Raw genomic sequence first — 8,787 nt, 5'->3', positions numbered from 1 at the left:
GGCAAGCGGGCCCGCTAGTGGAATGAATCGCCGCAGGCGCACGATCCGCCTGCGTTGGGGTTATCGATGGTGAAACCCTGCTTGGAGATGGTGTCTTCAAAGTCGATGCTGGCGCCGCTGAGGTACGGCACGCTCATCTTGTCGACAACGACCTCGACGCCGTCGTAGTCGCGCACGGCGTCGCCCTCGAGGAGGCGCTCGTCGAAGTAGAGCTGGTAAATCAGTCCGGAGCAGCCGCCCGGCTGCACGGCAACGCGAAGGCGGAGGTCGGTACGGCCTTCCTGCTCAAGGAGGCTGCGGACCTTGCCTGCGGCAACGTCCGTCAGCTGAACCTCGTGGCTCGCCAGTTCGGCACTGGCCGTGCCGGTGGATTCGGTGCTGTTTTCATTGGTCGTAGTGCTCATTGGCCTACCTTCTAACGACGGTCCTGGCGGCCCCGCATGCACGGTGCCTGCCCCTACGGAAACGGTATGGGCTATAGCTACATGCTACGTCGATCAGACGCGTAGCTCTAACTGCAGGCGTAACCGTGGCCATCCCCGACTTGTTCCCGCAATGGCCGCGCCAGGCAACCGTCAGGACCCGTGAGGTCAGCCGAGACCCTCGCTGTTGAGGCGTGCCAACAGCAGCGCCTCGGCCACGACTGCATTCCGGAAGTCTTCAATATGGAGTGACTCGTTGGCCGAGTGGGCCCGGGAATCTGGGTCTTCCACTCCCGTCACCAGGATCTGGGCCTCCGGGTAGAGGTCCGTCAGGTCAGAAATGAACGGAATGGAACCGCCGATGCCCATTTCCACTGCCGGTACGCCCCACGACTCCCCCAGCGCCCACATGGCGAATGCCGCAGCAGCCGAACTCCGGTCCGTGAGGTAGGCGTTGCCGCTCTCCCCGGGCGTGAAGAGCACCTTGGCACCGAACGGCGCGTGGGTCTCGACGTGGCGGCGGACTGCCTCCATGGCGTCTGCCGGCACTTGGCCGGGGGCCAGCCGGAGGCTGAACTTCGCACGTGCCCTGGGCAGCAGTGTGTTCGAAGCTACGTCAACGGCAGGCGCATCGAAGCCGATGATGGAAAGTGCCGGCTTGGTCCACATCCGCGATGCGATGCTCCCGCTGCCTGCCAGCTTCACGCCGTCGAGCACAGAGGCGTCCGCCCTGAATTCCGCCTCGGTCAGGTCCACGGTGGCTTCGTCGCGGCCCACAAGACCCTCAATGGCCACGCTCCCCTCGGCATCGTGGAGGGTCGCAATGAGGCGGGACAGCAGTGTGGGCGCATCCAGCACGGGTCCGCCGTACATCCCGGAGTGCACTGCATGCTCCAGGACCTGTACGTCGATGGTTCCGTCGATCAGTCCGCGGAGGCTGGTGGTGAGCGCCGGAACCCCCACCCTCCAGTTGCTGGAGTCGGCCACCACTATGACGTCGGCCCGGAGCAGCTCGCGGTGTGTTTCCAGGAACGTCCGGAAGGTCGGTGAGCCCGCTTCTTCCTCGCCTTCGAAGAAAAGCGTCACACCAAGCCCGAATTCTTCGCCGAGCACCTGGGTCACGGCTCCGTAGGCTGCGATGTGGGCCATGATGCCCGCTTTATCGTCAGCGGCCCCGCGACCGTACAGACGGCCGTCGCGTTCGACGGCGGTGAACGGCTCTGACTCCCACAGCGCAGGATCGCCGGGCGGCTGGACGTCGTGGTGGGCATAGAGCAGGATGGTCGGCTTGCCGTCCGCCGCTTCGCGGCGTGCAACCACGGCCGGCCCCCCGGGGGTTCCATCCTCCTTGTCGCAACGAAGTATCCGGACGTCACCCAGGCCGGCGCCCCGCACGAGGGCGGCAACGGCCTCGGCACTGCGGTCAAGGTGCGCGGGATCGAAACTCGGCCAGGCAATACCGGGAATACTGACCAGGTCTTTCAGCTGGGACATGGTGGTCCCAAACGCTGCGCTGACGGCGTTCCGAAGGGCGTCCGTGTCGACGCCGGCCACCGAACCGACAGATTGTTGCGGGGTCGCCGCTGATGGTGAAGTCATGGCCAAAACACTACCTGTGTCACAGACCACAACAAATAACGCCCCGACCCCACGCCGCCCGCGTCACCTGCGGCTCTGCCTGTCCGGCCGCATGACGGGCAGTCCGGCCCTGCAAGGTATTCTGTTTCCGTGTTCGGACGTAAAAAGGAAGCGCCAGCGGCGCAGGATGTAGTAGACCAACAAGCTGCCGAGGCAGCTTCCCGGCAGGCCGAGGCTGCCGGGAAGGGTGTGCCCACGCCCAAGCGCAAGGCCCAGGAGGCAGCCCGCAAGCGGCCGCTGGTGCCCGAGGACCGCAAGGCCTCGAAGGCGGCAGAGCGTGCCGCCATCCAGGACCAGCGTCTGAAGATGCGCCAAGCGCTCGATACCGGCGACGAGAAGTTCCTCCCGATCCGTGACAAAGGGCCGCAGAAACGGTTTGCCCGCGACTACGTGGACGCGCGGTTCAGCCTCGGCGAGTACCTCATGTTCGGCGCACTGGTCTTCGTGATCATCTCCCTGCTGGTGCCGTCCACGAGTGAACAGATGATTTACGTCCTGGGCGGGTTCTGGGTCATGTTCCTGGCCGTCTTCGTGGACGTGTTCATCCTGTCCCGCAAACTGCGTAAGCGGCTCACCGAGAAGTTCGGAGACGTGGAACGCGGCACTGTCTGGTACGGGTCAATGCGCTCCCTGCAGTTCCGGAAGCTGCGCCTCCCCAAGCCCCAGGTCCGGCGCGGCCAGTACCCGTCGTGAACCCCTCCGATTTCTCCGGGCCCTGTTCCCGGCCGTGATTCAGAATGAAGCAGCCCCCGGCGGTATTACCGCCGGGGGCTGCTGCATTCCCGTGACAGCGTTGCTGTTGGTCCCTATCGGACGCCCCGGACGGGGCAGTGTCAGGCCCCGCGCCGGCTTTTTGCCAACTGCCTGTTAATGCGCGCTGCCCAGAAGGGCCCCTCGTAAAGGAAGGCCGTGTACCCCTGGACCAGGGTGGCACCGGCGTCCAGCCTGTCCTGGACATCCCGGGGCGTCTCCACGCCGCCCACGGATACCAGCGTGAGCCGGCCGTCGGTGGCGGCTTTGAGCCGGCGCAATACCTCCAGTGAACGGGCCTTCAGCGGAGCACCCGAGAGGCCGCCCGCGCCGCACGCTTCAATCCTTTCCGGCTCCGCCGTGAGGCCTGTGCGTCCGATGGTCGTATTAGTGGCGATAATGCCGTCCAGGCCCAAATCCAGCGCAAGCCGCGCGACGTCGTCCACATCCTCATCGCTGAGATCCGGGGCGATCTTGACCAGCAGCGGCACGTGGCGTCCGGCCGCCTTGTCGGACTCCTCCCCCACCGCTGCCAGGAGCGGCCGGAGCGTTTCCACGTTCTGCAGGAGCCGCAGGCCCGGCGTATTCGGGGAACTGACGTTCACCACCAGGTAGTCCGCTGCCGGAGCAAGGCTGCGCGCGCTGATCAGGTAGTCCTCCGCGGCGTCCTCAAGTTCCACCACCTTGCTCTTTCCGATGTTCACCCCTATGAGCGGGCGCACCTTGGGATGCCGCCGCTGGAGGGCAGCCCGGGCAGACTTGAGGCGGGGTGCCACCGCCGCGGCGCCGTCGTTGTTGAACCCCATCCGGTTGATGACTGCCCGGTCATCGATAAGCCTAAAAAGCCTCGGCTTTTCGTTGCCAGGCTGGGCGCGGCCGGTGATGGTCCCCACCTCGACGTGGCCGAAACCGAGTTCGGTCAGGGCCTCGATACCGTGGCCCTCCTTGTCAAAGCCGGCGGCCAGCCCGAACGGCGACGGGAACGTCAGCCCAAAAGCGCTCGTCTGCAGGGATGCGGGCGGGGCCGTAAAGCGTGCCAGCAGGCGCCCGGCGCCGGTGGTATGGGCCAGGCGGATGCCCTTGAATCCGATTTTGTGGGCGCGTTCGGCGTCCATCCATGAAAAGGCCAGCCTGAAGAAAGTCGGATATACGCGCATGCCTCTAGTTTTCCGTCTTCGGCGGTGGAGACCAAACCAGCCCCGACACAAGGCTGCGCGCCACGGCGGAGGCGCCTTCTGCCGCCGCGGCTGCGGCCGCGGGGCCTGACCGGAAAGTCTAGGCTGGTGCCATGGAGTGGCAGAGCGATATCCTGGGCAGCGGCTTCGAGTCCTGTGCCTTTGATGCCACCGGCAGTGACGGCGTCACGCGCACCGCAACGCTCGTCCGCTATGCCCCGCAGAAGGACGGCACCGCAGATGTTGGGCCGGCAGCCAAACACCGCGCGGTGCTTTTCCTCCATGGCTGGAGTGATTATTTTTTCAACGCGGAGCTGGCACGTTTCTGGGATGGCCAGGGCTTTGAGTTCTTTGCCTTGGATATGCACAACCACGGCCGCAGCCTGCAGCCCGCTACGCACGGCGGGTACGTTGCCGATCTGGGGAACTATGACGCGGAAATCGACACCGCACTCAGCATGATTTCGGACGTGCGGCCCACGGCGCCCATGTCGCTTGTCCTGATGGGACATTCCACCGGCGGCCTTGTCGCAGCCCTGTGGGTGAGCCGCAACCCGGGCAGGGTTTCGCAGCTTGTCCTGAACAGTCCCTGGCTGGAAATGCACGGCAGCTCGCTGGTCCGCAGGGCCGCCCGGACCATGGTCGAACCCCTCGCCCGGCTGCGGCCGGAAGCTGTGCTCCGGCTGCCCGAGCGTGGCTTCTACTGGCGGAGCATCAGCAGCTCGGCCGAGGGCGAATGGACCCTGGACGACAAGTACCGGCCCCCCATGGCCTTCCCGGTCCGGGCCGGCTGGCTGAGCGCCGTCCTTGCCGGCCACACACAGGTTGCCCGCGGCCTCCGCATCGAGGTTCCCATTCTGGTCGTGATTTCCGGTGCCAGCGCCAACGGTCCGTTCTGGACCGAGGCAATGCGCAGGACCGACGCCGTGCTGGACGTCAACGTCATCGCCGTCCGTGCCCTCTCGCTGGGCCGGAGCGTGACCGTGGAACGCATCGACGGCGCCCTGCACGACGTCTTCCTGTCCCGTACCGAGGTGCGCACGGACGCGTACCGGCGGTTGGCCACGTGGATTCGCGGCTACGCGGCGGAGGACGAAACCTTCGACGGCCGGCTGCCGTGACCGAAGGGGAACGGGTAAACAGGACAGCTCCTCCCCCGTGCCGCTGAAGTCCTACCCCGGCTGGTTGGCGGCGGCCACCGGATTCTTCGCGGCATCCACCGCGCCGCCGTAGCGGCGGTCCCGCTGTGCATAGATTCCCACAGCATCCCAGAGGGTGCGGCGGTCCACGTCCGGCCAGAGCGTGTCCAGGAAAACGAACTCCGCGTACGCAGACTGCCAAAGCATGAAGTTGGACAGCCGCTGCTCGCCGGAACTGCGCAGGAAAAGGTCGACGTCGGGCAGGTCCGGTTCGTCGAGGTACTTCTGGATGGTTTTCTCCGTGATGGCACCCGGCTTAAGCCGGCCGGCGGCGACTTCCTCGGCAATGGCAGAGACTGCGTCCGCTATCTCCGCGCGGCCGCCGTAATTAACACACATGGTTAACGTGCACGTGCTATTTCCGGCGGTGTACGCCTCGGCCTCCTCGAGTTCACGGATGACGGACCCCCACAGCTTGGGCCGCCGGCCGGACCAGCGCACCCGCACGCCCCATTCGTCCAGCTGGTTCCGCTGCCTCCGCAGCACGTCCTTGTTAAATCCCATCAGGAACCGCACTTCCTCCGGGGACCGCCGCCAGTTCTCCGTCGAGAATGCATAGACCGTGACGTACTTGATGCCGAGCTCGATGGCCCCGGCCACGACATCCAGCAGGGCGGGCTCCCCTGCCTTGTGGCCTTCAATGCGGGGCAGCCCCCGCTGGTTGGCCCACCGCCCGTTCCCGTCCATCACGATCGCCACATGCTGCGGCACGAACTCGGCCGGGATCGCCGGAGCAACTGCTCCCGAAAGATGGGGGTAGGGGCGAACCACCGGGGCGGTCCGGCGACGGGCAGGAGTGGTCTTCTTTCCCAAGGACACTGTTAGGTACGCTCCACAAGTTTGAGGGATTTCAGGACACGTTCAAGGTGCCATTGCAGATAACTGGCCACGAGGCCCGCGGCTTCCCGCCGGTGCAGCGGTACCGAGGAATCCGCCGTCGTCCAGTCTCCGGTGAGCAGTGCGCCCAGCAGCGTGACCGTCTCGGCGGCCGGGGCCGGTGAACCCGGCGGCCGGCAGTCGCTGCAGACCATGCCGCCGAGCGGAGCCGAGAACGCGGTGTGGGGCCCGGCCGCACCGCAGCGCGCGCAGTTGGTGAAGCTGGGAGCCCAGCCTCCAGTGGCGAGGGCGCGCAAGAGGTAGGAGTCCAGTATCAGTTCCGGTGTGTGGTCCCCGCGGCTGAGTGACGCCAGGGCGCCGACGAGCAGGTTGTACTGGGCGGTTCCGGCTTCGCCGTCAACGTCTGTCAGCTTTTCGGCGGTCTCCGTCATGGCCGCAGCCACCGTGTACCTGCCGTAGTCGGCTGCGATGTTCCCGCCGTAGGCGCCCTTGGCAACAGCCTGGGTGACAATGTCCAGGGTCTTGCCGGACACGAGCTGTAAGTCCGCCACCATGAACGGCTCCAGGCGGGCGCCAAAGCGGCTGCTGGTGCGCCGGACGCCTTTGGCGACGGCCCTCACCTGCCCGTGATGCTTCGTCAGCAGCGTGATGATGCGGTCCGCCTCGCCGAGCTTGTGGGTGCGCAGCACCACGGCATCATCGCGGTAGGCACGCGCTGCAAATGACTGTTGGACCACGCTTAATCTTCGCACTGTCTGCCGGAAAACCCTGCTTTCCGGGTTGCAGGTGCGCCGCCGGAGGAAAGCGGCGGCGCACCTGTCAGGACTCTCAGGCCTGGGCGTCCCGAACGGCGCGGTTCACGGCCGAGATGACTGCCTTCAGCGAGGACATGCTCGTGTTCGGATCGATGCCGATGCCCCAGAGAACACGCTCGCCGACCGCGCATTCCACGTAGGCGGCGGCGCGGGCGTTTCCGCCTTCCGACAGGGCGTGCTCGCTGTAATCCAGCACCCGGACATCCACGCCGTCCTGGCCGAGGATGTCCAGGAGCGCGGCGATGGGGCCGTTGCCGGTTCCTGTGCGCCGGACCTGGGCGCCGTCCACGGTGAGCGTGGTGTGCAGCGTCATGGAGCCCTCTTCATCGGTCTCAGTCTTGACCGATCCGAGGGAATACCGGCCCCACTGGCGGTCGGCCGAGTCGGATGGCAGGTACTCGTCCTGGAAGAGCTGCCACAGCTGGGCGCCGCTGACTTCGCCGCCCACCGTGTCCGTGCGGCGCTGGATGACGCCGGAGAATTCAATCTGGGCACGGCGCGGCAGGTCGAGACTGTGCTCGTTCTTCAGCAGGTAGGCGACGCCGCCCTTGCCGGACTGCGAGTTGACGCGGATGACGGCCTCGTAGCTTCGGCCCAGGTCCTTCGGGTCGACCGGCAGGTACGGGACCTGCCAGGTGAAATCGCTGACGTCCATGCCTGCTGCGGCTGCGTCCTTTTCCAGGGCTTCGAACCCCTTCTTGATGGCATCCTGGTGGGAACCGGAGAACGCGGTGAAGACGAGGTCTCCGCCGTAGGGCGCCCGCTCCGCCACCGGCAGCTGGTTGCAGTACTCCACGGTGCGCCGGACGTCATCGATGTTGGAGAAATCGATCATCGGGTCGATGCCCTGCACGAACATGTTCAGCCCCAGGGTGACCAGATCAACGTTGCCGGTCCGCTCGCCATTGCCGAACAGGCACCCTTCGATCCTGTCGGCGCCGGCCAGGTAGCCGAGCTCTGCCGCAGCGACGCCTGTGCCGCGGTCGTTGTGCGGGTGCAGGGAGAGAATGATTCCCTCACGCGGGTGCAGGTTCCGGCTCATCCACTCGATGGAATCGGCGTAAACGTTCGGCGTGGCCATCTCCACCGTTGCGGGCAGGTTGATGATGACCTGGCGGTCGGCGGATGCCTCGAAGATGTCCGCGACCGCGTTGCAGACCCTGATGGCGTATTCGAGTTCGGTCCCGGTGAACGATTCCGGCGAGTACTCGTACGTGATGTGCGTGTCCGCCAGCGTTTCCTCGTACTTCTTGCACAAGCGTGCGCCCTGGAGCGCGATGTCCAGGATGCCGTCCTCGTCCTGGTTGAAAACGACACGGCGCTGCAGGACCGACGTCGAGTTGTACAGGTGCACGATGGCCTGCTTCGCGCCGACCAGGGATTCGTAGGTCCGCTCGATCAGGTGCTCGCGGGCCTGGGTCAGCACCTGGATGGTGACGTCATCCGGGATGTGGTTGCCTTCGATGAGCTGCCGGACGAAGTCGAAGTCGGTCTGCGAGGCGGACGGGAAGCCGACCTCGATTTCCTTGTAGCCCATGCGGACCAGCAGTTCGAACATCTTCATCTTGCGGGCCGGGCTCATGGGGTCGATCAACGCCTGGTTGCCGTCGCGCAGATCCACGGCACACCAGCGGGGGGCCTTGGTGATGACCTTGTCCGGCCAGGTGCGGTCCGGCAGTTCGACGGTGATCTGGTCCTGGAACGGTACGTAGCGGTGGACCGGCATTCCTGAGGGCTTCTGTGCGTTTCGCATTACTATCGGGGCCTTTTCTGTGGTTCCTGTTTGAAAGGGTGGCCGGGCAACACAAACTCCGCGACGAGGGTGGGCCTTGCGCTAGATCGCGTCTGAGGCCTCGCCGCGGCAGCTAAGAAGAAGCAGTTCTGCGCGCACCATTTCACAGTAACACGGGTGCGTAAGATGAAGGAGCAACACCTCCAGCAACGTCCACCA

General features: G+C 65.6%; 8 protein-coding genes. 2 read left to right on the top strand and 6 right to left on the bottom strand.

The window, feature by feature from the left end; translation table 11 throughout:
• Window positions 1–14: 14 nt before the first annotated feature.
• The gene (locus tag AC1D14_RS06355; RefSeq protein WP_230119436.1) at window positions 15–404 is read right to left on the bottom strand and encodes a HesB/IscA family protein; all 390 of its coding nucleotides are present in this window, start codon (window positions 402–404) and stop codon (window positions 15–17) included.
• A 186-nt stretch (window positions 405–590) separates the two neighbouring features.
• On the bottom strand, window positions 591–2,021 hold the full coding sequence (locus AC1D14_RS06350) for a dipeptidase (RefSeq protein WP_230119437.1): 1,431 nt from the start codon (window positions 2,019–2,021) through the stop codon (window positions 591–593).
• A 129-nt stretch (window positions 2,022–2,150) separates the two neighbouring features.
• Between AC1D14_RS06350 and AC1D14_RS06345 the strand changes: the two genes are divergently transcribed.
• Window positions 2,151–2,753, top strand: a complete 603-nt coding sequence (locus tag AC1D14_RS06345; protein WP_230119438.1) for a DUF3043 domain-containing protein — start codon at window positions 2,151–2,153, stop codon at window positions 2,751–2,753.
• Between the two features lie 140 nt (window positions 2,754–2,893).
• Here AC1D14_RS06345 and AC1D14_RS06340 read toward each other — a convergent pair whose 3' ends face one another.
• Complete coding sequence (locus tag AC1D14_RS06340; protein WP_230119439.1) at window positions 2,894–3,967, bottom strand: quinone-dependent dihydroorotate dehydrogenase; 1,074 nt, start codon at window positions 3,965–3,967, stop codon at window positions 2,894–2,896.
• Between the two features lie 131 nt (window positions 3,968–4,098).
• Between AC1D14_RS06340 and AC1D14_RS06335 the strand changes: the two genes are divergently transcribed.
• Entirely contained in the window at window positions 4,099–5,106 is a 1,008-nt protein-coding gene (locus AC1D14_RS06335) for an alpha/beta hydrolase (RefSeq protein ID WP_230119440.1), read from the top strand.
• 51 nt (window positions 5,107–5,157) lie between these two features.
• Here AC1D14_RS06335 and AC1D14_RS06330 read toward each other — a convergent pair whose 3' ends face one another.
• The 3 genes from AC1D14_RS06330 to leuA form a co-directional block, all read right to left on the bottom strand.
• Window positions 5,158–6,003, bottom strand: a complete 846-nt coding sequence (locus tag AC1D14_RS06330) for an isoprenyl transferase (protein ID WP_230119441.1) — start codon at window positions 6,001–6,003, stop codon at window positions 5,158–5,160.
• A gap of 2 nt (window positions 6,004–6,005) precedes the next feature.
• Window positions 6,006–6,758, bottom strand: coding sequence for a DNA repair protein RecO (gene recO, locus AC1D14_RS06325; RefSeq protein WP_230119442.1), 753 nt, complete (start codon window positions 6,756–6,758; stop codon window positions 6,006–6,008).
• A 91-nt stretch (window positions 6,759–6,849) separates the two neighbouring features.
• Window positions 6,850–8,589, bottom strand: a complete 1,740-nt coding sequence (gene leuA, locus AC1D14_RS06320; RefSeq protein ID WP_230119443.1) for a 2-isopropylmalate synthase — start codon at window positions 8,587–8,589, stop codon at window positions 6,850–6,852.
• Window positions 8,590–8,787: the final 198 nt, after the last annotated feature.

Source organism: Arthrobacter sp. P1_B11 (assembly GCF_056406715.1).
This window is presented reverse-complemented; position numbering and strand designations above follow the sequence as displayed.